The sequence below is a fragment of the Rhizobium sp. P2_G2 genome (assembly GCF_056403555.1).
This window is the reverse complement of record NZ_JBFUFF010000046.1, coordinates 22873-48738: the sequence shown is the minus strand read 5'-3', so window position 1 is coordinate 48738 and position 25866 is coordinate 22873. Positions and strand designations below refer to the sequence as shown.

Below are 25866 nucleotides of genomic sequence, written 5' to 3'. Positions count from 1 at the left end.
TCTGGCGCATGCCGGCAAGAGCGGCCGGCGGGTCGTTTCCGCCTTCATTGCCACGGCCTTTGCACAAGACACGCCGGAAGCTGCCAGCACCCAATGGCGCAGTGTTGCCGACCAGATCAGGCCGAAAGTCCCAAAGCTCGCAAACCTCATGGACAGCGCTGAGGAAGACGTGCTCGCCTACATGACCTTTCCCCGGCAGCACTGGACAAAGTTGCATTCGACAAATCCCATCGAGCGCCTCAACGGCGAGATCAAGCGCCGCACAGACGTCGTCGGCATCTTTCCCAACGATGAAGCCATCGTCAGGCTCGTGGGGGCATTGCTGCTCGAACAGAACGACGAGTGGGCCGTTCAGCGATCCCGTTACATGACCCTTGAGACCATCGCACAAATGAGCGATGATCCGTTAATCAGCCTGCCCGCTGCGGCTCGCTGACCCATTCCCGGCTCAGCCGGAAAGCACGGCGATCACAAAGCCGAGCTACACCACTCCCAGAGACGCGATCTGCCGAGTGAATTTCGTATGCTTGGAACGGCGTAAACGATACCTTCTTTCAACAACAAAGCAGCGCCTGACATTTTCCTCTCTTAAGTCGCTAGATGCCAATGCTGTACGTCGGCAAGAAATTCTTTCCATTCGTTTGTAGAGGTAAAAGCACGTCGTGGCACGATGAGCGCACTGCCGTTTTTTACTTGGATCGTGATAGTGTTGCCTGACTCACGAACCGAGTGCACTTCCGACCATAATCGCGCTCCCGAGATTTTCCCTATATGTGTCGCGTAACCATCGGGACCGATTTTAAGGATACGCTCCTGACTTTTGAACCTAAGTTGTGGCCAAGCTGCGGAAAGAATAACGAAAATGGGCAACATCAGCGACAGAGTAAGAACGTTTTTGAACGTTGTATCAAGCGAGAACAGCTCTACTACGAAAAACAATATTAGTGCCGTCGTAATCACATGAATAAACCAGAGTTGTTTCCGCCAAAGCCTCCAATACCATCGCCACACCTCAAGCCGTGAAGAATGGTAACGAAGAGAATAGAGTGACGTTGATTCGATTTTGTTCAAATCCGCTTTGCTTGGCAATCCGCATCCTCGCTTAGGCCGTCAAAGATACCTTTAACGCAAATACATCCGGTATGAAGCTATCTAAAAAACACCACAATTGTCCAACGCCATGCAAGCATGAAACATGTGACCACAATCTTTTCCATTGCCATCTTTGGCTTGCTATCGGCCACCGCCGCTCATGCAGCCGAACCAAAACCAGAATGTTCCGGGCGGCTCTATCCGGCAAAGCCAGAGCTGGCTCGGTTTGTCTGAACAGTTCGGAGCATTTTCCTAAGTGGATTTCCGCCTCGATTATGCCGCTGCCGCGATTGGCATCAGCGTGTTGAAGTAAGCCTGATCCGGTGTTTGCCGGTCAAGCGATGAATGTGGGCGTCGGGTATTGTACAACACGACGACAGAACACCCACGGGACCGAGGTTCGCGAACTTTTGTATCCGTGGCATCCTTGGTCTGGGTGGCTCGTTTACGTCCATGAGGCGCTGTCCAAAGGGTCGGATATTTTCCGCTGCAGCATTTCGGGTTCTTCTTCTGATCGTCTTCTTGAAGTCCCGGCCTGGATGTTCGACCGATCTATGAGTGGCTACTGGCGCAGCCTGCCGGTCCCACACGTCGACCTTGCCAGCCTGCATGCTTTATCAAGATTGCTGGAAGACGCTGATACCTCATCGCAATCTGCAGGGATGGGCGCAGCATCGGTTTCTCACGAAACGAGTCGGAGAGATGTCCATGCCCCGCCAATCCATGACATATCAGTTCGATCTGTTCTCGATCCCGCAACGGGGGAAGACAGCAGGGACGCCGCAATGGCAGGAGTTGCCGGAGGAGACCCGCCAAGCGCTGACGGCGCTCATCGTGCGGCTGTTCGTCGATCACGCAAACTGCGCGCGCGCCTCCCAGCAGAAGGAGGCCGGTCATGATGCATGAGAAGATCGGGCCGCACCATCTTGAGCGGAAGGCTATCCTCTATGTTCGGCAGTCTTCAGCTCATCAGGTCCTGCACAATCGCGAAAGCAGCGTCCTGCAATATGCCATGCGCGATCGGCTGGTAGCGCTTGGATGGTCGCATATTGAGACCGTAGATGAGGACCTCGGTCGCTCGGCTGCCGGCGGCGTTACCCGAGCCGGCTTTGACCGGATGGTGGCAGAAGTCTGTCTTGGCAAGGTTGGCGCCGTGGCCGCGCGCGAGGTCTCGCGTTTCGCCCGCAATAGTCGTGATTGGCAGCAACTCATCGAGATGTGCCGCGTTGTCGATACCGTGCTGATCGACCAGGAAGCCGTCTATGCGCCGCGTCAGAGCAATGACCGTCTGCTTTTGGGTCTAAAGGGCAGCCTCAATGAGTATGAGCTTGATCTCTTGCGTCAGCGTTCCCTTTCCGCTCGCTATGAGAAGGCTCGCCGCGGTGAGCTCGTCGTCGCTGTTCCGGTCGGCTTTGTAAAAGCCGGGGACAGGATCGAGAAGGACCCCGACCGACGTATCCAGGAGGCGGTTGTACTCGTCTTCAAAAAAGTTGCCGAACTCGGTAGTGCCCGGCAGGCCTTGCTATGGTTCCTTGAGCAAGGCCTGGACCTGCCGGTCAAGTACGCCAACGGCGACGTTATCTGGCGCAGGCCAAATTATGCGACCATCCACCGGATGATTGCGAACCCGATCTACGGTGGCACCTACGCTTATGGTAAGAGTCGCTCCGTGCCCAGATACGATGGCCAGTCTGGAATTCGACGCAAAACGCGTGATGAATGGCTGGCTCTGATCCCGGATGCACATGAAGGTTACATCAGTTGGGAACGGGCGGAGGAGATCCGCAAGATGATCAGCGATAATGTGCCGGCCAGCCGCCATCACGGAGCGCCGAAGCACGGCGACGCTCTGCTTGCCGGCCTTTTCCGTTGTAAGAGGTGCGGTCGGAAGCTGACAGTCCGGTACACCGGAAACAAGCATAACATTCCGCGCTATTCCTGTTGGCGTGGTCTGCTCGACAATGGCGAGCCCCGCTGCATTGCATTTGGTGGGCTGCGGGTCGATGACGCGATTGAAGAGGCGCTGCTCGGCGTGGTCGAACCGGGAGCCATTGCCGCCGCCGTCGAAGCGGAACGCAATGTGGCCAGCCAACGCGACCAGGTTCACGACGCACTGCTGCGGGATCTGGAGGCAGCGCGCTATACCGCCGACCGGGCATTCCGGCAATACGACGCGGCTGATCCGGAGAACAGGTTGGTGACGTCGGAGCTGGAAGAACGCTGGAACAAGGCCCTCTCTCGTGTTGGCGAGATCGAGGACAGGATTGCCAAACACCAGGCATCAACGCCGCAGCCAATTCCCATTTCCGCATCCCAGATAGCGGCACTTGCCGGGAACCTTCGCGCCGTCTGGACAGCGCCGTCAACCGATGCGAGGCTGAAGAAGCGCATCGTTCGCACGCTCATTCATGAAGTGGTCGCCGATCTCGATGATGGAACGTCTGAGATCGTTCTGATCATTCATTGGGTTGGTGGTGTCCACACAGAACTGCGCCTGCCAAAGCGGCGGCGGGGGCAACGAAACGCGACCGCGGACGACATCGTGGAAGCTGTGAGGCAATTCGTTCTTATTGCCAATGACGACGTGATTGCTGGCGTCCTCAATCGCAATGGGCTGGCGACCGGCAATGGCAATCGATGGACACGGGAACGGGTCACCGCGCTAAGATCATATCGCAAGATTCCGGTCTTCCGTCCCCAACCCGACGGGCTCGAGCCGTGGCTTAATTTGGGAGGAGCGGCGAAGTTGCTCGGGATCACGCCAAAGACGCTGCGTATGGCGGCTGAGGCCGGAGAGATTGAGGCCACTCACCCGCTGCCCGATGGCCCATGGATCTTCAGCCGTTCAAAACTCGCAACACCGCAAGCACATCAAATCCTCCAGCGCGCCCGGCAGAATCCGAGACACCCCGCAGGATCGTGTCCAGATCAAGAAAGCCTATTCCCTTCAATAACATAGAAAGATGGGCGTGATGAAACAGGATTGTAGAAGGTCAAGTATCGGCCAATGCCCGCCCTGGCCTCCGGCACGCTTTCGTAGGCATGCAGATAAACCTCTTCGTATTTGATCGACCGCCAGAGCCGCTCGACAAAGACGTTGTCCCGCCATGCGCCCCTGCCATCCATCGAGATTTCGATCTCGGCCTTCTTCAGCACCGCCGTGAAGTCGATGGATGTGAACTGGCTACCCTGATCGGTGTTGAAGATATCAGGCTTGCCGTATCGCGCCAGCGCCTCCTCGACGGCCGCGATGCAGAAAGCCGTCTCCAGCGTGATCGACAGCCGCCACGCGAGAACCCTGCGGCTGAACCAGTCGATGACGGCACAGAGATAGACGAAGCCGCGTGCCATCGGAATGTAGGTGATGTCCATCGCCCAGACCTGGTTGGGCCGGGTGACGGCTATCTTGCGCAGCAGATAGGGGTATATCTTGTGTCCTAGCGCAGGTTTCGAGGTGTTGGGCCGGCGGTAGATCGCCTCGATGCCCATCTTCTTCATCAGCGTGGCGACGTGCAAGCGCCCGGTTTGCAGCCCTTCTGCCTTCAAAAGCCCTTGCAACATCCGACTTCCGGCAAACGGGTAATCGAGGTGCAGTTCGTCAATCCGCCGCATCAGGGCCAGATCGCCGTCCGACACAGGACGCGGCGAATAATAGACGCTGCCTCGGCTGAAGCCGAGAAGCTTCGCCTGACGCACGACGGATAGCTTGTGCGAGCGGTCGATCATTTCTTTCCGCCCAGCAATCCCGCCTTGCCGAGCGCACCGGACAAAAAATCGTTCTCCAGTGTCAGTTCCCCGATCTTGGCGTGCAATGTTTTGACATCGACTGTGGGGGCCGCCGGCTCCGCTTTCYCATCACCGAAAACGCCCGTCGCTCCCTCAAGGAGCTGGTCTTTCCATTGCTTGATCTGATTAGCGTGCACATCGAACTGCTGGGATAATTCCACCAGCGTCTGTTCGCCCCTGATGGCGGCAAGCGCCACCTTCGCCTTGAAAGCCGGACTGTGATTCCGGCGCGGTCGTCTCGACATGCTCTCTCCTGTTTCCGGCATTTAAGCCAAAGTCAGGCAGAAATTCCACTTATACCCGCTGCGCAGTTTTCCCGAGCCACCTCTCAATTCGAATGTACGGAATACTCGCATCGAGAAATATATCTGTTGACGCAAGAAGTGCCACTTCTTTTGGACCGCATCCGGTGTGTTTTGCGATGATCATCATTGCCTTAAGTTCATCGTTAACCTGACTGTCGGCCAATGTAGCATCGATCGTTTTTATATCGGCTTCAAGAAACGATAACCGCTTTTCAACTTCTTCGTTTTTCAATGCTTTGATCGCAAAAGGGTTTTCAAGTTCTGGATAGAGGTTTTCTCTAACGGGTTCGAAAGTCTTCCTTAGATGCATTACCTTCTTATTTGCGGTCGCGGCTGTTATTTTTCCGGAAATAACGTCGCTGATTAGCTTGTCTCTAAAGCCGAGAACAACCTTTTTCTTAAGTTTTAATATGTCAACATCGCCAGCGAATTCCTTAAATTCCTTGATCGCAAGTTTTATCGGCGCTAGAAACTTCTTCTTTTCGCGGTTGGTCTTCTTGCGCAATCGATCCCGTTCAATACGTTGATACTCTTCAAAAACCTCATCAATTGTGAACGTTGAATTGACAGTTTGCGCCAATGCCGCAAGCGCGGCATCGCGTTTAGGAACTCTCGAAAAGATATCCAAATTTTGAGCGGTGATCTGGATCAGTTCCGCGATCGCCATATGTTCAACCTTATCCGGAATCTGGAGAAATCCAAGATTTTGCGCGACTTCCCGAACCTTTAAGATTAACAGAATCGCCAATCGATTCCGCAAGTATTTGATTCTATTAGTGTAATTTGAAAATAGTGGCGGACAGAGAGGGATTCGAACCCTCGGTACGCTTTCACGTACACACGCGTTCCAGGCGTGCGCCTTCAACCACTCGGCCACCTGTCCAGGAGATTCTGGCTGTTTCAAAAAGTCGAGGACTAACCCCGTCTTGTCGTTCGGCCTGCATCCGGGCGCGGATATATACCGAGGACCGCGCCGGGATCAACCCTCCGTGACAGATTTTTGATGGTGTTTTTGCGCTGGTCGCAACGATGCCATTGAATTGATGCCGCCAGATGCTACCTTTGCCTCTACAAGGGCCGATGGCGCGGCGGCATTCCGTTCGTCGTTTCCGTCGGTCGCAAGATAGCCCCGTAGGCCAAGCCTGCGAGAAGGCCGTCGCCGGGAGGAATGGAATGCGTTTCGTGCTGCGTTTCCTGAGCCTGCTCAGCCTCGCCGCCGCGGTCATCGCCGGCGTGGTCGATTCGATCCAGTCGGTGGCCGGAGAGACGGCGGCGTTCACGCCGTTCGGCGCGGCATTGTTCAGCATCAACCCTCAGATTCTGGCGACGGCCGAGACCTATTTCCGGGCGCATGTCTCGGCCTATGTCTGGGATACCGTGGTCGAATGGCTGTTGCTGCAGCCGGCTTTTGCCGTGTTTCTCTCCCTGTCGCTGATCCTTTATCTCATCGCCTATAAGCGCGAGCCGGCGGGCAGCCTAGCGCCACGGCTGCGCTGAGAAGCCGGCAAAGCCGCTGAATTTGCGTGAGAATTGGCGACAACCGGTTTTTTTTACCAATTGAAAAATATTTGGTGAATTTTTCCCGTAGCCGTGCAAGGATGCCGCCATCCTGTCTCAAGAGGAATGAGGCGGGTGTCGAGTTGCGAGCCGCATTCGAGGGGTCTCTGCCAACCCGCAAAACTGTCTGACAAAAACAGGGCTATAAAAAATGAAAAAAGTTTTTCTGACACTCATGGCGACCGCGTCCATGACCGCTTCCGCATGGGCTGCCGATGTCAAGCCGGCAATCATCTTCGACCTCGGCGGCAAGTTCGACAAGTCGTTCAACGAAGCGGCCTTCAACGGCGCCGAGAAGTTCAAGAAAGAAACCGGTATCAAATATCGCGATTTCGAAATCGCCAATGAGGCGCAGCGCGAGCAGGCGCTCCGCAAGTTCGCCAAGGACGGCAACAACCCGATCGTCGTGGTCGGCTTCTCCTGGGCAGCGGCGCTGGAAAAGATCGCGCCCAAGTACAAGAAGACCAATTTCGCTATCATCGACATGGTCGTGACCGGCCAGCCGAACGTCAAGTCAATCGTCTTCAAGGAACAGGAAGGCTCCTATCTCGCCGGCGTCATGGCCGCGATCGCTGCCAAGTCGCATAAAGTCGGCTTCGTCGGCGGCATGGATATCCCGCTGATCCACAAATTCGCCTGCGGCTATGTCGGTGGCGTCAAGTCGATCGACAAGAATGCGGAAGTCCTGCAGGCCTATACGGGTTCCGATCCGAGCGCCTGGAACGACCCGGTCAAGGGTGGCGAAATCACCAAGTCGCAGATCGCCCAGGGCGCTGATGTCGTCTATCATGCGGCCGGCGGCACCGGCGTCGGCGTGCTTCAGGCGGCTGCTGAAGCCGGCAAGCTCGGCATCGGCGTCGATTCCGACCAGAACTACCTGCAGCCCGGCAAGGTCCTGACCTCGATGATGAAGCGTGTCGACGTCGCCGTCTACAATGTCTTCGAAGATTCGAAGGCCGGCAAGTTCAAGGCCGACATCCAAAATCTCGGTCTCAAGGAACTTGGCGTCGATGTCGCCATGGATGAGTATAACAAGCCGCTCGTGACCCCCGATATGGCCAAGGCCGTGGAAAAGGCCCGCGCCGACATCATCTCGGGCGCCGTCACGGTGCACGACTATATGTCGGACGAGAAGTGCCCCTATTAAGATCATAGGATGAGAACGCCCGCTTCCCCGGAAGCGGGCGTTTCCTGTCCGGGGATGGGGCGGAAGATTTGAACCTGAGATCGCGGAATCAGTAATGCGGCGGCCGGGCGACCGGTGGCGCCTCGAGCGTTGCATCCTCGAGCGCGCGGAACTGCTCAACCAGCCGGTCGAGCTTCACCTGCATCTGGTCGATGGTCTTCCATTGCGTGGCGATCTCGGACGACATTTCCTCGATCGTCAGGCTCTGATGGGCAATGGTCTCTTCGAGACGCGTGATGCGGTCGCGAAGCGCTGTCTCATCGGCGGCCATCAGGCATCTCCCTTCCCTGGCAAAACGAAAAAGGCGCTGGACAAGAGGTCCGGAACCTTCAACATTGATTCTTCATGCGTCGCGCCTTTCGACATCGGGTCCGGGCCGGCCGCCTACGATATGGGCCGTCATGAGCGAACTTGCAATTGAACTCAAGGGCATCGACAAGAGTTTCGGTCCCGTTCACGCCAACAGGAATATCGACCTCAGGGTCCGCAAGGGCACGATCCACGGCATTATCGGCGAAAACGGCGCCGGCAAATCGACGTTGATGTCGATCCTCTATGGCTTCTATCAGGCCGATCGCGGCGAGATCGAGGTTGACGGCAGGAAGGTCGACATCCACACGCCAAGCGCCGCGATCCGGGCCGGCATCGGCATGGTGCACCAGCACTTCATGCTGGTCGAGAATTTCACGGTGCTTGAGAATGTCATGCTCGGCGCCGAGGACAGCGCGGTGCTCAACAAGGGCATCGCCAAGGCGCGGCGAGAATTGAAGCGGCTTGAAGACGAATATGAGATGGAGGTCAATCCGGACGCCGTCATCCAGGAATTGCCTGTTGGCATCCAGCAGCGCGTCGAAATCCTCAAAGCGCTGTTCCGCGGCGCCGATATCCTGATCCTCGACGAGCCGACCGGCGTGCTCACCCCGGCGGAAGCCGACCATCTGTTCCGCATCCTCCGGCAGCTCAAGGAACAGGGCAAGACGGTGATCCTCATCACCCACAAGCTGCGCGAGATCATGGCGATCACCGACGAGGTCTCCGTCATGCGCCGCGGCGAGATGGTAGCGACGCGCACGACCAGCGAGACCTCGCCCGGCGAGCTTGCCGAACTGATGGTCGGCCGGCGCGTGCTGCTCCGGGTCGAGAAAGGCGAGGCCAATCCGGCCGGCGTGCAGCTCTCCGTCCGCAACCTGACGATCAAGGATTCTCGCGGCGTCACCATGGTCGACGACGTTTCCTTCGATGTCCGGGCCGGCGAGATCGTCGGCATTGCCGGCGTCGCCGGCAACGGCCAGTCGGAACTGCTCGAGACCATTGCCGGGATGCGCCGCGCCGAGAGGGGTGCGGTCCAGCTCAAGGGCCAGGCCGTCGACGTCACCGGCCATCGTGATCCGGCGGGCTTGCGCAAACGTGGGCTCGCACATGTGCCGGAGGACCGCCACCATGTCGGCCTGGTGCTGAAATTCGAGGAGAGCGAAAACCACATCCTCGGCTATCACAATGACGAGCGCTATGGCCGCGGCGCGTTCCTCAACGTCAATGCGGTGCGCGCCGATGCCCAGCAGAAGATGGAGCAATATGATATCCGGCCGCCCAATCCGCGGCTGAAGACGGCCAATTTCTCCGGCGGCAACCAGCAGAAGATCGTGCTCGCGCGCGAGATGGAACGAGACCCGGACGTTCTCATCATCGGCCAGCCGACGCGCGGCGTCGATGTCGGCGCCATCGAATTCATTCATAGGCGCATCATCCAGATGCGCGATGCCGGCAAGGCGATCCTGCTCGTCTCGGTCGAGCTCGACGAGATCCGCTCGCTGTCGGACCGGGTCCTGGTCATGTTTGCCGGCAAGATCGTCGGCGAGCGCTCGCCGGATACGCCGGAAGGGGAAATCGGCCTGCTGATGGCCGGTGTCGAAGGAAAGATGGAGGCAGCCGAATGAGTGCGCCCTTTGCCAAGCTGCCGAACTGGGCGGAATATGGGCTTATCCCGCTCGTCAATCTCGTGGTCGCTTTTGCCATAGCCGGGCTCGTCGTCCTGTTTGCCGGCGAAAATCCGCTCGAGGCGGCCTATCTCATGGTGTCCGGCGCCTTCGGCTCCGGCGAGGGCATCGGCTACACCTTGTTCTATGCCACCAATTTCATTTTCGCCGGCCTCGCCATGTCGCTCGCGGCCTATGGGGCGCTGTTCAATATCGGCGTCGAAGGCCAGGCCTATCTCGGCGGTGTCGGCGTCGCGGTGGTCTGTCTGATGTTCGACCATACGCTGCCCTGGTACATGGTGTTTCCGATGGCGATCGTCGGCAGCATCATCACCGGCGCGCTCTGGGCGCTGATCCCGGCCTGGCTGCAGGCCTATCGCGGCTCGCACATCGTCATCACCACGATCATGTTCAACTATATCGCCAACAACCTGATGCTCTGGCTGCTGATCAATGTGTTCAAGCCGGCGGGCGACATGGCGGCAGAGTCGCGCACCTTCGAAGCGGGCGGGCAATTGCCGCGGCTCGACTGGCTGCTGGCGATCTTCGGGCTCGACAACGGCAATTCGCCGCTCAATGTCGCCTTCCTCTTGGCGCTGGTCGCTGCCCTGTTCTTCTGGGTGGTGATGTGGCGCTCGAAGCTCGGCTATGAGATCCGCACCTTCGGTCAGTCGGCAGGTGCTGCGCGCTATGCCGGCATTTCGGAAAAGCGCATCACCATTATCACGCTTCTGATCTCGGGCGGGCTGGCCGGCATGCTATCGATCAATTCGATCATGGGCGACCAGTTCCGGATCGAGCAGGATTTCGTCGGCGGCGCCGGCTTCGTCGGCATCGCCGTGGCGCTGATGGGCCGCTCGCATCCGGTTGGCATCGTGCTCGCCTCGATCCTGTTCGGCATGCTCTATCAGGGCGGCGCCGAGATTTCTTTCGAGATGCCCAATATTTCGCGCGACATGATCGTCGTCATCCAGGGTCTCGTCATCCTGTTCGCCGGCGCGCTGGAGCACATGTTCCGGCCGGCGATCGTTTCGCTTCTGGTGCGAAGGCCTAGGGTCGAAGCACCGGCCATCAAAGCTGCGGGAGGCTGACCATGGATTGGGACCTGATCATTTCGATCCTGCAATCGACGATCCGCACCTCGGTGCCGCTGATCTTGACGGCTTTGGCTGGCCTCTATGCCGAGCGCTCCGGCGTCGTCGATATCGGCCTTGAGGGCAAGCTGCTGGCCTCGGCATTCTGCGGCGCGTCCGCCGCGGCGGTCACGGGCTCGGCGCCGCTCGGGCTGGTCGCGGCAATCGCCACGGGAATGTTCTTTTCGGCCGTGCACGGCTATGCCTCGATTTCCCAGCGCGGCGACCAGGTCGTTTCCGGTACGGCGATCAACTTTATCGCCCTGGGCGCAACCGTGATCATCGGCCAGGCCTGGTTCAACATGGCCGGACGAACGCCGTCGCTTCCGCCCAGCGCGAAGTTCAGTGCCGACTGGGGCCTGCCGTTCGCAAGTTCCATCGCGCATGTCCCGGTTTTGGGAGATATCTATTCGAGGCTGTTGTCGGGACATTACTGGCTGACCTATTTTGCCTATGCGATGGTACCGATCACATGGTGGGTCCTCTACCGCACCCGCTTCGGCCTGCGGCTTCGCGCCGTCGGCGAGAATCCCGGCGCGGTGGATACCGCGGGCATATCGGTCGTGCGCCTGCGCTATATGGCCGTGCTGCTGGGCGGCGTGCTCGTCGGGCTGGCGGGCGCGTTCCTGTCGATGGCCCTGAGCGAGGGCTTCACCAAAGGCATGTCGGCCGGCAAGGGCTTTATCGCGCTCGCAGCCTTGGTTTTTGCCAACTGGAAACCGAAGAACATCCTGTTCACCTGCCTGCTGTTCGGCTTCCTCGATGCGCTGTCGATCGCCATGCAGGGCAAGCAGATCCCGCTGATCGGCACCATTCCGGTGCAGCTCTGGCAGGCGCTGCCCTATATCCTGACCGTCGTGCTGCTCGCCGGCTTCATCGGCAAGGCCATTCCGCCGAAAGCCTCCGGCACGCCCTATGTGAAGGAACGCTGACCTATGTCGCATGACCTGTTCGAAGCGGCCCGCGAGGCCATGGCGCGCTGCTATGCGCCCTATTCAAAATTCCCCGTCGGCGCGGCCATCCGCGCCGAGGATGGCAAGGTCTACAAGGGCGCCAATATCGAGAACCTTGCTTTCCCGCAGGGTTGGTGCGCCGAATGCACGGCCATCGGCGCGATGATCATGGGCGGCGCCAAGAAGATCGTCGAGATCGCCGTCATCGCCGAGAAACTGCCGCTCTGCCCGCCCTGCGGCGGCTGCCGGCAGAAGATCGCCGAATTCGCCGATCGCGACACGCGCATCTATCTCTGCGACGAGGTCGGCGTGAAGAAGACGATGAGCATGGACGAGCTCCTGCCGTTCAGCTTCGACACCGAAGTGATCGGCTGACGCCATGCTGCCGCAGGAAGTCATCTACGCCAAGCGCAACGGCGCGACACTGCCGCCGGCCGAGATCTACGATTTCATCACGGCACTCGCGCAAAACCGCATCTCCGAGGGCCAGGTGGCGGCCTTCGCCATGGCGGTCTGGTTCAACGGCATGAGCGCCGAGGAGACGGTGGCGCTGACGCGCGCCATGCGCGATTCCGGCGACGTGCTGTCCTGGCCGGACATGGACCGGCCGGTCGGCGACAAGCATTCGACCGGTGGCGTCGGCGACAATGTCTCGCTGATGCTGGCGCCGATCGCGGCGGCCTGCGGTCTCGCCGTGCCGATGATTTCCGGACGCGGGCTCGGCCATACCGGCGGCACGCTCGACAAGCTCGAAGCCATTCCCGGCTACGATCCGTTTCCGGCGCCCGAGCGCTTCCAGGAAATCGTGCGCCAGACCGGCTGCGCCATTGTCGGCCAGACGAGCCGCATCGCGCCGGCCGACAAGCGGCTCTATGCCATTCGTGACGTCACTGCGACCGTCGATTCCGTGCCGCTGATCACCGCCTCGATCCTGTCGAAAAAGCTCGCGGCCGGGCTGCAATCCCTGGTCATGGACGTCAAGACCGGCAACGGCGCCTTCATGCAGAGCATGGAAGATGCCGAAATCCTCGCCCGCTCGATCGTCGATGTCGCCAATGGCGCCGGCGTCAAGACCACGGCCCTGATCACCGACATGAGCGAGCCGCTGGCAGACTGCGCCGGCAACGCCGTCGAAGTCGCGCATGCGATGGAATTTTTGGAAGGCCGCAAGGCGGGCACGCGCATCCATGAGATCGTGCTGACATTTGCGGCGCAGATGCTTGTCAATGCCGGGCTGGAGAGTGATCTTGCCGCCGCCGAGGCGCGCGCCAATGATGCCCTGGTCAGCGGCCGGGCTTTGGACATGTTCGGCCGCATGGTGTTGGAGATGGGCGGACCGGCGGATTTCTGCGAGAACTGGAAGACATATCTGCCGCAGGCGCCGGTGATCCGGCCGGTCGCGGCGCCGCAATCCGGCACGATCGCAGGTTTTATGACGCGCGAGGTGGGGTTGACCGTGATCGGGCTGGGCGGTGGCCGGTTGCGGCCGGAGGATTCAATCGATCACACCACGGGCTTCAGTGGCATCCGGCCGGTCGGCACCGCCGTTGAGGCGGGGGAACCGGTCGCCTTCGTGCATGCCGCAGACGAAGACGCCGCCCAATGGGCGGCGGCGGAATATCTCAGCTTTGTCGCGCTCTCGGAGGCTCCCGTCGAACGCAGGCCGGCGGTACTAAAGCGTATCACGTGATACGCTTTAGCTCTTTGTTTGCGCATGTCTTCTTCACGAAACCGCTGCACACTTTCGCGAGACATGCTTGAAAGCTCGTCAGTTAATCAGCTTCATCTCGTCGCCGTCGGCGGTGTAGGACGACAGCTTTTTCATGAAGCTCATGCCGATCAGCGGGAAGGACAGTTCCTTGCCGCGGACGACGAGCGCATCGACATTGCGCACCGCCACCGTGCCGATCTCGATCGACCTCAGCAGGACATGCGCAGCCTTGACCTTGCCGTTGGCGGTCATGATCTCGTATTTGAAGGTCAGGTCGTTGCCGCCATAGCCGAGGCTGCGGGCATCGGATTCGTTCATCGTCACGTAAGTGGCGCCGGTATCGATCATCGCCTGCAGCGGCTTGCCGTTGAAGCGGAACTTGCCCTCGAAATGGCCGGCATCATTGGACTTCAGCACGTAGAGGCGGCCGTCCTGGTAGGACGCGTCCGTCACCTCGGCCTTGTCGCCATGCGCATCCGTGACCATGCCGGCCTTCGACACCATGCTCGGAACGTTGATCGCAATGACGATCACCGACGTCCAGATGAGAATTGCTTTGCCGATCATGCTTCGCGTTCCCAGTTTTTCTCGTTTTGCGCATGTCTTTATCCCGAAACCGGCGGCCACTTTCGGGAGACATGCGCCGAATTACGAGAAACGTTAGACTGGAATCCTGATCGAAGTGTAAAAAAATGGCGGGACAAACCCGGTTTGCCCCGCCTTCTGTTAATACCGGTTAATAAAGATTTACTTCGTACCGTACATCCTGTCGCCGGCATCGCCGAGACCGGGAACGATATAGCCTTTCTCATTGAGATGACTATCGATGGCGGCAGTATAGATATGCACGTCGGGGTGGTAAGCATGGAAGTTCTTTATCCCTTCCGGTGCGGCAAGCAGACAAAGGAAGCGGATATTCTTGGCGTTGCGTTCCTTGAGCTTGTCGATCGCCGCGATCGACGAATTGCCGGTCGCCAGCATCGGGTCGACGACGATCACCAGGCGTTCGGCGATATCTTCCGGCGCCTTGAAGTAATATTCCACCGGCTTGAGCGTCTCGTGATCGCGATAGACGCCGATATGGGAGACGCGTGCCGAGGGCACGAGATCGAGCATGCCTTCCAGCAGACCGTTGCCGGCGCGCAGGATCGAGGCGAAGACCAGCTTCTTGCCTTCGAGGATCGGCGACTTCATCGTTGTCAGCGGGGTCTCGATTTCTTCATAGGTGACTTCGAGGTCGCGGGTGACCTCATAGCACATCAGCAGCGAGATTTCGCGCAGCAGGCGCCGGAAGCCGGCCGTGGACGTCTCCTTCTTGCGCATGATCGTCAGCTTATGCTGCACCAGCGGGTGGTTGATGACCGTGACGCCTTCCATGGGACCCTCTCGAACTACCGTACCATCAGGTCGTTTTTCCATGATGGATGCGGCGCTGCAAGCGCGCATTTCAGATTCGGCGTATCATCCCCATCAAAGCAGGCCCATCAAAGCAGGCTTCTGCCGTATTTGCCTTGGGCGATACCGAGATGCGTGGCGACCGCCTCGCCGATATCGGCGAAGCTCCGGCGGTTGCCGCGTTCGCCCGGCGCGATCAGCGGCCCGAAGGCGAGCACAGGAACCTGTTCGCGGGTGTGGTCGGTACCGCGCCAGGTGGGGTCGCAGCCATGGTCGGCCGTGAGGATGACGAGGTCGTCGAGCCTGAGCCGAGCGGCGATTTCCGGCAGCCGGCGGTCGAAGGCTTCGAGTGCTGCGGCATAGCCTGGCACGTCGCGGCGATGGCCGTAGACCATGTCGAAATCGACGAAATTGGTGAACACCAGATCGCCGTCCTCGGCTCGCTCCATGACATCGAGCGTGGCATCGAACAGCGCCATATTGCCGTTTGCCTTGGTCAGCGTCGACACGCCCTGATGGGCGAAGATGTCGCCGATCTTGCCGACGGCATGCACCTGGCGTCCGGCCTCGACCAGCCGGTCGAGCAGGGTCGGCTCCGGTGGCGGCACGGAAAAATCGCGGCGGTTGCCGGTGCGGACGAAATTGGCGCGATCGGTGCCGACAAACGGCCGGGCGATGACGCGGCCGATATTGAGCGGATCGAGGATGGTCCGCACCGTCTTGCACATCTCGATCAGCCGGTCGAGGCCGAAAGCCAGCTCATGGGCGGCGATCTGGAAGACGGAATCCGAGGACGTGTAGCAGATCGGCTTGCCGGTGCGCATATGCTCTTCGCCGAGCCGGGCGATAATCTCCGTGCCCGAGGCATGTCCATTGCCAAGAATGCCGGGCAGGTGGCAGGCTTCGCAGATCTGCGCCACCAGTTCAGGCGAAAAGGCATCGCCTTCCGATGGGAAATAGCCCCAGTCGAACATGACGGGCGTGCCGGCGATTTCCCAGTGGCCCGACGGCGTGTCCTTGCCGCGCGACGTCTCGGCGGCGGCGGCATAGGCGCCGATCACCTTCTGAGGCAGGATCATGCCATCCGGCACGCTGCCCGCGGCGAGACGATGCGCATGCAGCAGGCCGAGGCTCGCCATGTTCGGCAGCGTCAGCGGCCCCTCGCGCAGACCGTCGCGGTCGGCAGCACCTGCGGCGCAGAATTCGGCGATATGGCCAAGCGTATTGGAGCCGAGGTCACCATAGGTCTCGGCATCCGGCGCGCCGCCGATGCCGAAGGAATCAAGCACGAAAAGCAAGGCACGCGCCATCAATGGACCCCAGACTTGGACGAGATGAAAGCTCCCATCCGTCCAAGTAAGCCGGTCATGACGGTTTTGCAATCGCTCAAGAACAGTCGGTGCAGCTGATGTCGTTGTTGAGCCGCTGGCGATAGAAGAATTCGCGCGACAGTGTGATCGTGCGCATGTCCTGGCCGAGGCTGGCGCCCTTGGCCATGAACAGCAGCAATGTATGCGGCACCGAGACTTCCGCGTGGATCAGGAAGGAAGATGGCGTGCGCATGTCGTCCGGAACGCTGACGGCGCTGCCTGCGGTATAAGGCTTGCCGCCTGACTGGTTCCACGACCAGAGCACCTTGGCATTGCCGGCGCTGTCGATGGTGACGCCGGTGATCTTCAGCGTCAGGCCATCGGACGCATGCGGCGCGATGGTCGCCTCTGCCGTGTCGACCATCTCGCTGAGGAAAGACTTATTGACGTCGGACTGGCGCGCGACGATGTCGGAGACCGTGGCTGCCGCCTTCAAAACCTTGCCGGCGGCATTATAGGCCTCGGTGACTTCGAAGGAACCGACATAGAGCGCGATCAGCACCGGCGCGAGGAAGGCGAATTCGATGGCGCTGGCGCCTTTGCAGTCTCGCGCAAAGCGGCTCGATATCTTCTGGATGGAGGTTGCGAGATGTTTCAGCATGCCGCCCCCCTAATATTTCTCGTTCTGAATTGCCGTGGTCGAAACGATGAGGAATTGCGTCGGCATGACCTGGCCGGCGGGGCGGAGATTGCTGATATAGGGCCGCACCAGATCGGTCATCACCTGCCATTTATAATAAGCGCGCACCATGTTCTTGCTTTCCGATCCGCCGGGCGAGAAGGCGAATTCGGATGTGTCGAGATCGGAAAACTGATCGCTTGTCACGCGGGGCACGTCCTTGGGCATGTCGGAGAAGCTCGCGAACTGCCGGATGTCGAGATAGAGTTTCGACGGCGTGGCCGCTTCGGTGCTGGAACACATCCTGAGAACGGCGATCTCGGCGCAGAAGGCCTCCCGGAACTCCGATTCCGTCATGTCCGTCGACTTGCCCTGGCCGAAGGTGATCTCGCCGGTGCGGATCTTGCGCGCCATGTCGTCGACGGCATTGTTCATCAGCTGCTCGCCGGCGAAGGCGAGGAAGGTTTCGAACGTGGCGAAGATCAGCATCAGGAAGGGGAGGGCGAGGATCGCGAATTCCAATGCCGCGGCACCATCGCGGTTGTCATTCAACCGCTTGAGCAAACTCCATCGCTCTGTCTTACGGGCGGCATCGCCGGTCATTAGATCTGCCTATCACTTGGATATCCAGATGTTTCTAACGCACAGGAATTAAGCCCGGGTATGAGGCAGCGGCCGGATTAGAGCAGTTCCGTCAACCAATTGTTAAGAGTTCACTTGTCGCCGCCATCGAGCGCCTGGTGTTCCTCGCAGGCGGGCGTGCAGGAATAGACGGTGCGGACGGTCTGGCGGAACAGTCTCAGCGTGTTGCTCTCGTCGATCGACACCAGCACGCGCTCGTCGAGCAGCGCATTGCCGTCGGCGTCGAGCAGAACCAGATTGGTGGTGCCGAAGGCCTTGCCGGTCAGCACGATCGTCTGCGAATCGGCGACCGTGGCATCGGCCACCTTGGCATTGCCGACGATGACCTTCGAAACCGGCCTGTCCAGCTTCAGCACTTTGGCGTGGTTGAGGAACACGCGCATCAGGCCGTCCTCATCGGCGGAGGCCGAGGCAGCAGTGCAGAAGCCCGCCGCGAGGCAGGTTGCGATTGCACAGGCTAAGCGAAGAAGGTTCGACGCACGCATGAAGGGGCCCAGACTCGATTTGCTGAATGAACAATGGACAAGATTGATGAACGAATGCTTAAGCCGCATGCGGGTTAACGGACCTGAGCGACGGCAAAGAGAGAAATGAAAGGTTTTTTGCAAGGCGGCTTCGCCCTGTCGTCGCAATTTTCATCCCGCGCAACCGAACGGAACTGACAAAACCAAATTAGAGTATCGATGAAGGCGTCCGCGACAGCGACCTCGGCTCACCGAGGGTGTTGAAAACACATGCGATTCTCGTTCAAGTAAAATTTGATCAAAGACATTGAACCATGGTTTACTACGTTATTCTCTTCTCGGCCGTTAAGCTGATCTTAACCGTTTTTCTTAAGGTGGCCGCAACACCCCCCCTATAGTCTCAGCCCATCCGATCCAACGGCAACAGTTGGCGGAAGTGCTGATGTACCTAACAGGAGACAACGATGTCCGCGATTTTCGCACGTTTTATGAAGGATGAGTCCGGCGCGACCGCCATTGAATACGGCCTCATTGCAGCTCTGATCTCGATCGCTCTGATCACCGGCGCCTCGGCGCTCGGCACGGCGCTCAACAAGCAGTTCGAGACCCTCGCCGGCAAGCTGAACGCCACCTGATATGGTGAGGCCTAAGGCCATTCGCTCATAGTGTCAGAAGGGTCCGTCTCCATCGGGACGGACCCTTTCATATATGCTTTATCAGCCTGTTCGACATTAACGGCGTATCAACCATAGATATTTTTTCGAAGCTTCAACGTCCATTAAGGGTTTATGATGCATCGATTATAGCGTGGTTGGGGCTCATAGCTAAAGGCGACGATATGCTGTTCAGGATGATACTGAAGGACAAGAGCGGGGCAACTGCTGTCGAATACGGCGTCCTCACTGCAATCATCTCCATCGCCTTGCTGACGGGCCTTGGCGCCTTCGCCAACAATCTCAACGCCCAATTCTTCTATCTCGCCAACCTCATCAATTACTGAGTCCAAGAACATGGTTACGGCCGCGATCCTGGTGATCTTTCCGCTTTGCATGGCAATGGCAGCCGTCAGCGACCTCCTGACCATGACCATACCCAACCGGCTCTCGGTGGTCCTGATCGTCAGCTTCGTCGCCATCGCGCCGTTCGTCGGCCTGAGTCTGACCGATTTCCTCGGCCATATCGCCGCCGGTGCCGCGGTCTTCGCCTTCTGCTTCGCCTTGTTCGCGTTCAACAAAATGGGTGGCGGCGATGCCAAAATCCTGACGGCCAGTGCGATCTGGTTCGGGCTCGGCCAGTCGCTGGTCACCTATCTCGTCTACGTGTCGGCTCTGGGCGGCGTGCTCGCCATGCTGATCCTGACGCTCAGGGCGCATCACGACATCATCATGGCCTCGCGCATCCCGTTGCCCGCGACCATATTGCAGCCGACGAAACTACCCTATGGCCTGGCGATCGGCGCCGCGGCCTTCCTTGCCTTCCCGGCCTCGCCGCTGGTCGAACATGCGCTTCATGGGATCGGGTAAGCCGGGTCGCGCCAGGTTTTATGTTTAATTAACTATAGATGTAATCATTCCGTTAACCATAATTACACCAATTCCTGACCATTCTGCGCTGTGAATTCGTCACATGCAGGGATCAAGGAATGAAGCCCGCCCGACTCATCATACTGTCCGTCGCACTTGTCGCCGCGGGTGCAGCAGCCTTCCTTGCGATGAATCTCGCGGGCAAGAAGACCATCGTGCAGATTCCGGCGGAAACGCTGATCAAGAAGGAGCCGGTGATCAACGTGCTGGTGGCGGCCGCCAACCTGCCGGTCGGATCGCGGCTCAACGACGATTCGATGCGCTGGGCCGGCTGGCCGCAGGGATCGATCGTCGACGGCTTCATCACCTCCGAAGCCCGGCCGGACGCGATCAAGGAACTCAAGAACGCCATCGTCCGCCTGCCGATGTTCGAGGGCGAGCCGGTACGGGCCGAAAAGATCGCCGATCCCGGCAGTGCCATCATGTCGTCGCTGCTGCCTTCCGGCAAGCGGGCCGTGGCGACCGAAATATCGGTCTCGACCAGTGCCGGCGGCTTCATCCTGCCCAATGACCGGGTCGACGTGATCATGGTGCGCAAGGGCGATGACGGCCAGTTCACCACCGAGACCATCCTCACCAACATCCGCGTGCTCGCCATTGACCAGCAGATCCAGGAAAAGGACGAGGGCCAGAAGACGGTGGTCGGCACCACGGCAACGCTGGAGCTCTCCCCCGAACAGGCGAAAGTCATCGTCGTCGCCCAGCAGATGGCCGAGAAGCTGACGCTGGCGCTGCGCTCGGTCGCCGATGCCCAGGAGCCGGATTCGATCGTCGCCAAGCATCTTCTGTCGGGCGATTCCGGCCAGCCGACGATCCAGGTGATCAAATCAGGCGTGATCCAGAAATTGAACGACACCGCTTCCAAAGACAACAGCCAGGAAAGCCATTGACGTGAGCAAGGACAAGACCATGGCAAACCGCAGAACTCTGGCTCCGCTCATCGCTTTCCTGAGCCTCGTGCTCACGGCCGCCGGCGTGCCGAATTTCCACAATTACACGCTGATCGGCCCATCGGTCGCCCATGCCGAGCAATCGATCTACCGGATCTCGAAGGTTGGCCCCGGCGCCAGCAAGACGCTGAAGCTCGGCCTTAACAAGGCGCTGGTGATCGATCTGCCTGTTGACGCGCATGACGTCATGGTCGCCGATCCCGAAGTCGCCGATGCCGTGACCCGCACCTCGACCCGGCTCTACCTGTTCGGCAAGGCCGTCGGCCAGACCAATGTGTTCATCTTCGGCGCCAATGGCGAGGAACTGGTGACGCTCGACCTTGTGATCGAACGCGACATTTCCACCCTGCAGGCGCAGCTCAAGCGCTTCATCCCCGACTCCGACATCAATGTCGAAATCATCTCCGACAATATCGTGCTGACCGGCTCGGTGCGCACGCCGCAGGATGCCGCCCAGGCCGAGCGTCTGGCGCAGATCTTCGTCACCGGCGGTGAAGCGACGACGCGCAACATCTCCGCAAGTTCGACCACTGCCACCGGCGATGCCACCGTGGCGCTGTTCAACGAACAGCGGCAGACCTCACAGATCGTCGACATGCTGACGATCGAGGCCGAGGATCAGGTGACGCTGAAGGTCACGGTGGCCGAAGTCAGCCGCCAGATCGTCAAGCAGCTCGGCTTCTCGGGCACGATTTCCGGCCAGAGCGGCGCCATCAGCTTCCAGAACCCGACCAATCTCGGCGCTTCGACGGACTGGGTGAGCGGCAATACGCTCGCAGGCAAGCTCGGCGGTTTCGACATCTCCACTTTCGTCAACGCCATGGAACAGGCCGGCGTGATGCGCACGCTTGCAGAACCGTCACTGACGGCGATCTCGGGCCAGCAGGCCAACTTCTATGTCGGCGGCGAATTCCGCGTGCCCTCGAAACAGAACATCAGCAAGGACGGCGAAATCGTCCGTAACGTCGACTCCGTCGAATATGGCATCAAGCTGAACTTCAAGCCGGTCGTGCTCTCTCCCGGCCGCATCTCGCTGGTGATCGACACGGAAGTGTCGGAGCCGACCTTCGAGGGATCGTTCGCCTGGGGCGGGACCAGCAGCGTGCCGGGCGTGACCTATCTCGGCATCCGCAAGCGCACGGCCTCGACCACGGTCGAACTGCCGTCGGGCGGCTCGATCGTCATCGGCGGCCTTGTCCGCGACGACATTCGCCAGGCGACCAGCGGTCTGCCGGGGCTGATGAAGCTGCCGATCCTCGGCACGCTGTTCCGCTCGAAGGATTTCCAGCGCAACGAGAGCGAACTGGTGATCATCGCCACGCCCTATCTCGTGCGGCCCGTCGAACGCTCCAAGCTCGCTCGCCCCGACGACAATTTCAATCCGGAAGGCGATGTAGCGACCTTCTTCATGAACCGCGTCAACAAGGTCTATGGCCGGCGCGACAACAACCAGCAGCCGGGCCAATACAATGGCACCATCGGCTTCATCTATAAGTGAGGGGACGACATGTTGAACAACCAGGCACCGCTCCTCCCCCGCGCCAGGCATAAAGACCTGCTGAGGCTCGCTGGCATGGCGACCGTCATCGCCGCCGCCACGCTCCTGAGTTCCTGCGGCACGACCCGGCCCGACCATACGACGACGGGCTCGATCCCCGATGATTATCGCAGAAGCCATCCGATCACGCTTGCCGAAGCCGAGCACAATCTCGACATACCGCTCGCCGCCGGCGAGCATGGCCTGACACCGTCGACGCGCGACCTGATCAAGGGCTTCGCACAGGATTATGCGGCGCTGAGCAAGAGCACCATCCGCATTGCGCTGCCGCTGAATGCCGCCAATTCTCCCACGGCCCTGCGGCTGCGCGGCGAGATCCGCAAAGCGCTGACCGACAACGAAGTGCCGGCCTCGCGCATCGTCTTCACCAATTATGACGCTCCCGGCGGCAACGTCTCGGCACCGGTCAGGCTCGGCTTCGTCGCCGTCACCGCGATGACCAACGAATGCGGGCAATGGCCGAGCGACCTGGTGACCGGGCCGTCGGTGATCGAAAACCGCAATTACGAGAATTTCGGCTGCGCCAGCCAGCAGAACCTTGCCGCCCAGATCGCCAACCCGAACGATCTCGTCGGCCCGCGCGGCATGTCGGCGATCGACGCACAGAACCGCGCGACGATCATCGAGACATACCGCTCCGGTACGACGTCGGATACGTCGAGCAGCTCAAGCGGCCAGTGAGAAAGAACAGGGGTCGAAGACCATGAACGCTGTGGAATACGGCATCAACAGTGGCGAGGAGCCGGCCGCCGAAGTCCTGACCCGCCCCGGCGATCTCGACCAGCTCCGGCCGTTGCCGCGCATTTCCGTGCATGCCTTCTGCGAAACGGAAAGCATGTATGCGCTGATGGAGAAACTCGCCGAAGACCGGCGCATGGCCAAAGTCAGTTTCCGCATCAACCAGGGCAGTATCCAGGCCGCGGCCAACATGTTCGCCTCGACGCCGACGCCCAATCTGATCCTGCTCGAAACCAGCGCGGCGCCAAACGAGATCATGGACGAGCTCGCGCCGCTGGCCGAAGTCTGCGACCCCTCCACCAAGGTGGTGATCATCGGCCGCCACAATGACATCCCGCTCTACCGCGATCTGATCCGCAACGGCGTGTCGGAATATATGGTGGCGCCGATCTCGCTCGGGGACATCCTTGCGGCGATCTCTTCGATCTTCGTCGACCCGGAAGCCGAGCCGCTCGGCCGCTCCGTCGCCTTCATCGGCGCCAAGGGCGGTGTCGGGTCCTCGACCATCGCCCACAACATCGCCTGGGGCATCTCGTCGCTGTTCACCCAGGAGGTCATCCTCGCCGATCTCGACCTGCCTTACGGCACCGCCAATATCGATTTCGACCAGGATCCGAGCCAGGGCATGGCCGAGGCGGTCTATTCGCCTGATCGCCTGGACGAAGTGTTCCTCGACCGCCTGCTGACCAAATGTTCGGAACATCTGTCGCTGCTCGCCGCACCGTCGCTGCTCGACCGCACTTACGACTTCGAGCGCATGGCGTTCCAGCCGGTGCTGGAAGTGTTGCAGCGCGCCGCCCCTGTCAGCGTGCTCGACGTGCCGCATGCCTGGAATGAATGGACGCGCTCGCTTCTCGCCGATGTCGACGAGGTGGTGATCGTCGCCGCACCCGATCTCGCCAATCTGCGCAATGCCAAGAACATGTTCGACCAGCTGAGGAAGCTCCGGCCCAACGACAAGGTCGCGCATCTGATACTCAACCAGGTCGGCCTGCCGAAACGGCCCGAAATCCTGCCCAACGATTTCTGCGAGCCGCTGGAAGTGCAGCCGACGGCGATCATTCCGTTCGATGCGCAATTGTTCGGCAATGCCGCCAATTCCGGCCGGATGATCGCCGAGATGGACGCCAAGGCGCCGACGGCGGAGGTGATGAGCCAGATTGCCCATATCGTCACCGGCAGGGCCACGCTGAAGAAGGCCCGCAAGGGCGGCAGCGCGCTGGGCAGTATTCTCGGCAGGCTCGGCAGCAAGAAGAAGTAAACTTGGAACGCGTATGGAGCGGTAGAACCAATGTTCGGTAAACGTGGAAACGAGGGTCCTGTCAGCCGGCCGGCTGCTCCGACGGTCACCGCGCCGCAGCCTGCCGCAGCCGTGATGACGGCACCGCCGCCGCTGGCGCCGCAGCAGGTGCCGGTCTTGCAGGAACCCGCGCGCGACAGCCAATCCGTCCGCACGCCGGCCGCCCCGCAGCCGGCGCGCCGCAAGACCACGCGCTCGGAGGATTACTACCACACCAAGACCGAGGTGTTCTCGGCGCTGATCGACACGATCGACCTGTCGCAGCTCGCCAAGCTCGACGCCGAGAGCGCGCGCGAGGAAATCCGCGATATCGTCAACGATATCATCACCATCAAGAGCTATGCGATGTCGATTTCCGAGCAGGAAGAACTGCTCGAGGACATCTGCAACGACGTGCTCGGCTACGGCCCTCTGGAGCCGCTGCTTGCCCGCGACGACATCGCCGACATCATGGTCAACGGCGCCGGCAAGACCTTCATCGAAGTCAACGGCAAGATCGAGGAAAGCGAGATCCGCTTTCGCGACAATCAGCAACTGCTGTCGATCTGCCAGCGCATCGTCAGCCAGGTCGGCCGCCGCGTCGATGAATCCTCGCCGATCTGCGACGCTCGCCTGCCGGACGGTTCGCGCGTCAACGTCATCGCCCCGCCGCTCGCCATCGACGGTGCGGCACTGACGATCCGCAAGTTCAAGAAGGACAAGCTGACGCTCGACCAGCTCGTCCGCTTCGGCTCGATCACGCCGGAAGGCTCGACATTGCTGCAGATCATCGGCCGCGTCCGCTGCAACATTGTCGTCTCCGGCGGCACCGGCTCGGGCAAGACGACACTGCTCAACTGCCTGACGCGCTATATCGACACGCATGAGCGCATCATCACCTGCGAAGACTCGGCGGAACTGCAATTGCAGCAGCCGCATGTCGTGCGCCTCGAAACCCGTCCGCCGAACATCGAAGGCGAAGGCGAGGTGACCATGCGCGAACTGGTCAAGAACTGCCTGCGTATGCGGCCGGAACGCATCATCGTCGGCGAAGTGCGCGGACCGGAGGTTTTCGACCTGTTGCAGGCGATGAACACCGGCCACGACGGTTCGATGGGCACGATCCACTCCAATACGCCGCGCGAATGCCTGAGCCGCATGGAGTCGATGATCGCCATGGGCGGTTTCTCGCTGCCGGCCAAGACGGTGCGCGAGATCATCTCCGGCTCGGTCGACGTGATCATCCAGGCCGCGCGCCTGCGCGACGGTTCGCGCCGCATCACCCACATCACCGAAGTGCTCGGCATGGAAGGCGACGTCATCATCACCCAGGACCTGATGCGCTTTGAGATCGAAGGTGAAGACAACAATGGCCGCATCATCGGCCGGCACAAGTCGACCGGCATCGGCAAGCCCTATTTCTGGGATCGCGCCCGCTATTTCGGCGAGGACAAGCGGCTGGCCCAGGCACTCGACGAGATGGAAGCCAAGTCGAAATGATGTGTGCTCGACTGGCGGAATAAGGGAATGAACCGCTGGTTGCGTGGATGCGGCGCGGCGGAAGAAAGG

The 25866-nt window shown here is 60.0% G+C and carries 27 protein-coding genes, 1 tRNA gene and 1 pseudogene; 18 read left to right on the top strand and 11 right to left on the bottom strand.

The annotated features are described in order from the left end of the window. A partial coding sequence (locus AC1D06_RS25835; protein WP_477988661.1) for a transposase occupies positions 1-436 on the top strand: 436 nt, incomplete at its 5' end. A 152-nt stretch (positions 437-588) separates the two neighbouring features. Here AC1D06_RS25835 and AC1D06_RS25830 read toward each other — a convergent pair. Then, a complete protein-coding gene (locus AC1D06_RS25830) occupies positions 589-1089 on the bottom strand; it encodes a YcxB family protein (protein WP_477988660.1) in 501 nt (166 codons plus the stop codon). 711 nt (positions 1090-1800) lie between these two features. Here AC1D06_RS25830 and AC1D06_RS25825 point away from each other — a divergent pair. Next, positions 1801-1998, top strand: coding sequence for a hypothetical protein (locus tag AC1D06_RS25825; RefSeq protein ID WP_477988658.1), 198 nt, complete (start codon positions 1801-1803; stop codon positions 1996-1998). Next, positions 1988-4051, top strand: a complete 2064-nt coding sequence (locus tag AC1D06_RS25820) for a recombinase family protein (protein WP_477988657.1) — start codon at positions 1988-1990, stop codon at positions 4049-4051. The genes AC1D06_RS25825 and AC1D06_RS25820 overlap by 11 nt, the downstream gene beginning before the upstream one ends. Positions 4052-4074: 23 nt before the next feature. Here the strand turns inward: AC1D06_RS25820 and AC1D06_RS25815 are convergent. The 3 genes and pseudogenes from AC1D06_RS25815 to AC1D06_RS25805 form a co-directional block, all read right to left on the bottom strand. Then, positions 4075-5123: pseudogene (locus AC1D06_RS25815) on the bottom strand (IS3 family transposase); the annotation flags it as partial. A 49-nt stretch (positions 5124-5172) separates the two neighbouring features. Continuing rightward, positions 5173-5931 (bottom strand): hypothetical protein, encoded by a 759-nt coding sequence (locus tag AC1D06_RS25810; RefSeq protein ID WP_477988656.1) that lies wholly within the window; start codon positions 5929-5931, stop codon positions 5173-5175. Between the two features lie 45 nt (positions 5932-5976). Beyond that, positions 5977-6066: transfer RNA gene (locus AC1D06_RS25805), tRNA-Ser, on the bottom strand. A 290-nt stretch (positions 6067-6356) separates the two neighbouring features. Here AC1D06_RS25805 and AC1D06_RS25800 point away from each other — a divergent pair. Beyond that, entirely contained in the window at positions 6357-6680 is a 324-nt protein-coding gene (locus tag AC1D06_RS25800; protein ID WP_477876232.1) for a hypothetical protein, read from the top strand. 211 nt (positions 6681-6891) lie between these two features. After that, the gene (locus AC1D06_RS25795; RefSeq protein WP_477876231.1) at positions 6892-7887 is read left to right on the top strand and encodes a BMP family lipoprotein; all 996 of its coding nucleotides are present in this window, start codon (positions 6892-6894) and stop codon (positions 7885-7887) included. A gap of 88 nt (positions 7888-7975) precedes the next feature. Here AC1D06_RS25795 and AC1D06_RS25790 read toward each other — a convergent pair whose 3' ends face one another. After that, positions 7976-8197 (bottom strand): SlyX family protein, encoded by a 222-nt coding sequence (locus tag AC1D06_RS25790; protein ID WP_477876230.1) that lies wholly within the window; start codon positions 8195-8197, stop codon positions 7976-7978. Between the two features lie 130 nt (positions 8198-8327). On the opposite strand from AC1D06_RS25790, the gene AC1D06_RS25785 reads away from it, so the two are divergent. From AC1D06_RS25785 to deoA, 5 genes are read left to right on the top strand one after another with little or no spacing between them, the layout of a single operon-like run. Further along, on the top strand, positions 8328-9863 hold the full coding sequence (locus AC1D06_RS25785; RefSeq protein ID WP_477988655.1) for an ABC transporter ATP-binding protein: 1536 nt from the start codon (positions 8328-8330) through the stop codon (positions 9861-9863). Then, a complete protein-coding gene (locus tag AC1D06_RS25780; RefSeq protein ID WP_477988654.1) occupies positions 9860-10993 on the top strand; it encodes an ABC transporter permease in 1134 nt (377 codons plus the stop codon). Before AC1D06_RS25785 ends, AC1D06_RS25780 begins: the two co-directional genes overlap by 4 nt. Positions 10994-10995: 2 nt before the next feature. Further along, the gene (locus tag AC1D06_RS25775; RefSeq protein ID WP_477988653.1) at positions 10996-11967 is read left to right on the top strand and encodes an ABC transporter permease; all 972 of its coding nucleotides are present in this window, start codon (positions 10996-10998) and stop codon (positions 11965-11967) included. 3 nt (positions 11968-11970) lie between these two features. Next, positions 11971-12363, top strand: a complete 393-nt coding sequence (locus AC1D06_RS25770) for a cytidine deaminase (RefSeq protein WP_477988652.1) — start codon at positions 11971-11973, stop codon at positions 12361-12363. A 4-nt stretch (positions 12364-12367) separates the two neighbouring features. Then, positions 12368-13678, top strand: a complete 1311-nt coding sequence (gene deoA, locus AC1D06_RS25765; RefSeq protein ID WP_477988650.1) for a thymidine phosphorylase — start codon at positions 12368-12370, stop codon at positions 13676-13678. Positions 13679-13756: 78 nt separating this feature from the next. On the opposite strand, the gene AC1D06_RS25760 is transcribed toward deoA, so the two are convergent. From AC1D06_RS25760 to AC1D06_RS25735, 6 genes are all read right to left on the bottom strand, one after another. Continuing rightward, a complete protein-coding gene (locus tag AC1D06_RS25760; RefSeq protein WP_477876224.1) occupies positions 13757-14266 on the bottom strand; it encodes a retropepsin-like aspartic protease family protein in 510 nt (169 codons plus the stop codon). Between the two features lie 180 nt (positions 14267-14446). Beyond that, positions 14447-15076: a uracil phosphoribosyltransferase gene (gene upp, locus AC1D06_RS25755; RefSeq protein WP_477988648.1), complete on the bottom strand. Its 630-nt coding sequence runs from the start codon at positions 15074-15076 to the stop codon at positions 14447-14449. Between the two features lie 107 nt (positions 15077-15183). Next, entirely contained in the window at positions 15184-16404 is a 1221-nt protein-coding gene (locus tag AC1D06_RS25750; RefSeq protein WP_477988647.1) for a phosphopentomutase, read from the bottom strand. A 76-nt stretch (positions 16405-16480) separates the two neighbouring features. Further along, complete coding sequence (locus AC1D06_RS25745) at positions 16481-17065, bottom strand: TadE/TadG family type IV pilus assembly protein (RefSeq protein WP_477988646.1); 585 nt, start codon at positions 17063-17065, stop codon at positions 16481-16483. A gap of 9 nt (positions 17066-17074) precedes the next feature. Beyond that, positions 17075-17686 carry a TadE/TadG family type IV pilus assembly protein gene (locus tag AC1D06_RS25740; RefSeq protein ID WP_477876220.1) on the bottom strand — a complete coding sequence of 204 codons (612 nt, stop codon included), beginning with the start codon at positions 17684-17686 and terminating at the stop codon, positions 17075-17077. A gap of 110 nt (positions 17687-17796) precedes the next feature. After that, positions 17797-18210 (bottom strand): pilus assembly protein N-terminal domain-containing protein, encoded by a 414-nt coding sequence (locus AC1D06_RS25735; RefSeq protein WP_477876219.1) that lies wholly within the window; start codon positions 18208-18210, stop codon positions 17797-17799. A 443-nt stretch (positions 18211-18653) separates the two neighbouring features. Here AC1D06_RS25735 and AC1D06_RS25730 point away from each other — a divergent pair, with 443 nt between their 5' ends. The 8 genes from AC1D06_RS25730 to AC1D06_RS25695 all read left to right on the top strand — a co-directional run bounded on the left by AC1D06_RS25730 (position 18654) and on the right by AC1D06_RS25695 (position 25797). Beyond that, on the top strand, positions 18654-18824 hold the full coding sequence (locus tag AC1D06_RS25730; RefSeq protein WP_477876218.1) for a Flp family type IVb pilin: 171 nt from the start codon (positions 18654-18656) through the stop codon (positions 18822-18824). Between the two features lie 203 nt (positions 18825-19027). Continuing rightward, the gene (locus AC1D06_RS25725; RefSeq protein ID WP_477876217.1) at positions 19028-19189 is read left to right on the top strand and encodes a Flp family type IVb pilin; all 162 of its coding nucleotides are present in this window, start codon (positions 19028-19030) and stop codon (positions 19187-19189) included. Positions 19190-19199: 10 nt separating this feature from the next. Beyond that, complete coding sequence (locus AC1D06_RS25720; protein WP_477876216.1) at positions 19200-19712, top strand: A24 family peptidase; 513 nt, start codon at positions 19200-19202, stop codon at positions 19710-19712. 119 nt (positions 19713-19831) lie between these two features. Beyond that, positions 19832-20662: a Flp pilus assembly protein CpaB gene (gene cpaB, locus AC1D06_RS25715; RefSeq protein ID WP_477876215.1), complete on the top strand. Its 831-nt coding sequence runs from the start codon at positions 19832-19834 to the stop codon at positions 20660-20662. Positions 20663-20681: 19 nt separating this feature from the next. Beyond that, positions 20682-22220, top strand: a complete 1539-nt coding sequence (locus AC1D06_RS25710) for a type II and III secretion system protein family protein (protein ID WP_477988644.1) — start codon at positions 20682-20684, stop codon at positions 22218-22220. A gap of 9 nt (positions 22221-22229) precedes the next feature. Beyond that, positions 22230-22961, top strand: coding sequence for a CpaD family pilus assembly protein (locus tag AC1D06_RS25705; RefSeq protein WP_477988642.1), 732 nt, complete (start codon positions 22230-22232; stop codon positions 22959-22961). Positions 22962-22983: 22 nt separating this feature from the next. Then, on the top strand, positions 22984-24279 hold the full coding sequence (locus tag AC1D06_RS25700) for a CpaE/TadZ family protein (RefSeq protein ID WP_477876212.1): 1296 nt from the start codon (positions 22984-22986) through the stop codon (positions 24277-24279). A gap of 30 nt (positions 24280-24309) precedes the next feature. After that, a complete protein-coding gene (locus tag AC1D06_RS25695; RefSeq protein ID WP_477988639.1) occupies positions 24310-25797 on the top strand; it encodes a CpaF family protein in 1488 nt (495 codons plus the stop codon). Positions 25798-25866 lie beyond the last annotated feature (69 nt).

Bases quoted from the DNA above. Each gene is read 5' to 3' on its own strand.
- upp (WP_477988648.1), bottom strand. From the start codon at position 15,076: ATGGAAGGCGTCACGGTCATCAACCACCCGCTGGTGCAGCATAAGCTG.
- AC1D06_RS25770 (WP_477988652.1), top strand. From the start codon at position 11,971: ATGTCGCATGACCTGTTCGAAGCGGCCCGCGAGGCCATGGCGCGCTGC.
- AC1D06_RS25790 (WP_477876230.1), bottom strand. From the start codon at position 8,197: ATGGCCGCCGATGAGACAGCGCTTCGCGACCGCATCACGCGTCTCGAA.
- AC1D06_RS25800 (WP_477876232.1), top strand. From the start codon at position 6,357: ATGCGTTTCGTGCTGCGTTTCCTGAGCCTGCTCAGCCTCGCCGCCGCG.
- cpaB (WP_477876215.1), top strand. From the start codon at position 19,832: ATGAAGCCCGCCCGACTCATCATACTGTCCGTCGCACTTGTCGCCGCG.
- AC1D06_RS25780 (WP_477988654.1), top strand. From the start codon at position 9,860: ATGAGTGCGCCCTTTGCCAAGCTGCCGAACTGGGCGGAATATGGGCTT.
- AC1D06_RS25700 (WP_477876212.1), top strand. From the start codon at position 22,984: ATGAACGCTGTGGAATACGGCATCAACAGTGGCGAGGAGCCGGCCGCC.
- AC1D06_RS25735 (WP_477876219.1), bottom strand. From the start codon at position 18,210: ATGCGTGCGTCGAACCTTCTTCGCTTAGCCTGTGCAATCGCAACCTGC.
- AC1D06_RS25760 (WP_477876224.1), bottom strand. From the start codon at position 14,266: ATGATCGGCAAAGCAATTCTCATCTGGACGTCGGTGATCGTCATTGCG.
- AC1D06_RS25750 (WP_477988647.1), bottom strand. From the start codon at position 16,404: ATGGCGCGTGCCTTGCTTTTCGTGCTTGATTCCTTCGGCATCGGCGGC.
- AC1D06_RS25825 (WP_477988658.1), top strand. From the start codon at position 1,801: ATGCCCCGCCAATCCATGACATATCAGTTCGATCTGTTCTCGATCCCG.
- AC1D06_RS25775 (WP_477988653.1), top strand. From the start codon at position 10,996: ATGGATTGGGACCTGATCATTTCGATCCTGCAATCGACGATCCGCACC.
- deoA (WP_477988650.1), top strand. From the start codon at position 12,368: ATGCTGCCGCAGGAAGTCATCTACGCCAAGCGCAACGGCGCGACACTG.
- AC1D06_RS25695 (WP_477988639.1), top strand. From the start codon at position 24,310: ATGTTCGGTAAACGTGGAAACGAGGGTCCTGTCAGCCGGCCGGCTGCT.
- AC1D06_RS25745 (WP_477988646.1), bottom strand. From the start codon at position 17,065: ATGCTGAAACATCTCGCAACCTCCATCCAGAAGATATCGAGCCGCTTT.
- AC1D06_RS25730 (WP_477876218.1), top strand. From the start codon at position 18,654: ATGTCCGCGATTTTCGCACGTTTTATGAAGGATGAGTCCGGCGCGACC.
- AC1D06_RS25820 (WP_477988657.1), top strand. From the start codon at position 1,988: ATGATGCATGAGAAGATCGGGCCGCACCATCTTGAGCGGAAGGCTATC.
- AC1D06_RS25785 (WP_477988655.1), top strand. From the start codon at position 8,328: ATGAGCGAACTTGCAATTGAACTCAAGGGCATCGACAAGAGTTTCGGT.
- AC1D06_RS25725 (WP_477876217.1), top strand. From the start codon at position 19,028: ATGCTGTTCAGGATGATACTGAAGGACAAGAGCGGGGCAACTGCTGTC.
- AC1D06_RS25795 (WP_477876231.1), top strand. From the start codon at position 6,892: ATGAAAAAAGTTTTTCTGACACTCATGGCGACCGCGTCCATGACCGCT.
- AC1D06_RS25740 (WP_477876220.1), bottom strand. From the start codon at position 17,686: ATGACCGGCGATGCCGCCCGTAAGACAGAGCGATGGAGTTTGCTCAAG.
- AC1D06_RS25710 (WP_477988644.1), top strand. From the start codon at position 20,682: ATGGCAAACCGCAGAACTCTGGCTCCGCTCATCGCTTTCCTGAGCCTC.
- AC1D06_RS25720 (WP_477876216.1), top strand. From the start codon at position 19,200: ATGGTTACGGCCGCGATCCTGGTGATCTTTCCGCTTTGCATGGCAATG.
- AC1D06_RS25705 (WP_477988642.1), top strand. From the start codon at position 22,230: ATGTTGAACAACCAGGCACCGCTCCTCCCCCGCGCCAGGCATAAAGAC.